This is a genomic window from Caproicibacter fermentans, assembly GCF_009746625.1.
GTDB lineage: Bacteria > Bacillota > Clostridia > Oscillospirales > Acutalibacteraceae > Caproicibacter > Caproicibacter fermentans.
This window is the reverse complement of the sequence record NZ_VWXL01000079.1, coordinates 1-786: the sequence shown is the minus strand read 5'-3', so window position 1 is coordinate 786 and position 786 is coordinate 1. Positions and strand designations below refer to the sequence as shown.

General features: G+C 39.8%; 1 protein-coding gene. It reads right to left on the bottom strand.

Annotated elements, in window-relative coordinates; translation table 11 throughout:
- Window positions 1-54: 54 nt before the first annotated feature.
- Window positions 55-378, bottom strand: coding sequence for a phage minor head protein (locus tag CAFE_RS20680; protein ID WP_166525146.1), 324 nt, complete (start codon window positions 376-378; stop codon window positions 55-57).
- Between the last annotated feature and the right edge of the window lie 408 nt (window positions 379-786).

Below are 786 nucleotides of genomic sequence, written 5' to 3'. Positions count from 1 at the left end.
CCGCAAAAGTGGAAATAAATTCAGGAGTATAGCGTTGAAATTCGACGTAATCATTCAGTTTGGAACGCCTCTTGAATCCCTTTTCTCTGAATTCCTCTTCCTGCGCCATTTGTTCAGAGGTTCCTTAATCCACCAGTCGGCGCCGTTTTCGCTATCTTTCGTAGCCTCTCCTGCGAAAACCGCTTCCATGTTTTGAACTTCACAGCGACAGTTTGGATGGACGGGCGGTTCTATATCCGGTATTTCATTTACCGAATATATTTTACCATGATGATTTCTGCATGTAAAACATGTTTTGAAATCCAGTTGTGCTACCCAATGTTTCCATCTTGTACTCTGAATGGTTGGCGGTTGAAAAGTATATACATTTTTCTTCACGAGATAGAACAAATCCAGCCATTTTCTTTACGTACACGCGAACGTCCTCCTTTAAGTGATAAGCATTACATTCTTTCACTTAAACGGAGAAAACAGGCAAAAGCTGCCCCTTAGAGGGCAACTTTTAAAGAATTTATTAAAAATCTGCCGCAGCGTTGGATGCGGCCGCATGAAAAACCTTTTCAAAATTGGTAAAAAACAAAAAAACAACATGCAGGTTCGATACCTTACATGTTGCTTTTTCATTGGTGCGGGTGATTCGACGGCTGAATGAATCATCAAAAGCTCTATTTCCTGGACAAACGCTTCGCATTATTTGAGAGAGTGATAGGCCTTCTTATAATCCTCATAAGAAAAATCACGAATCAAATTTTCAAGCTCAAACCCAAATTCATCGTTATAAAATTG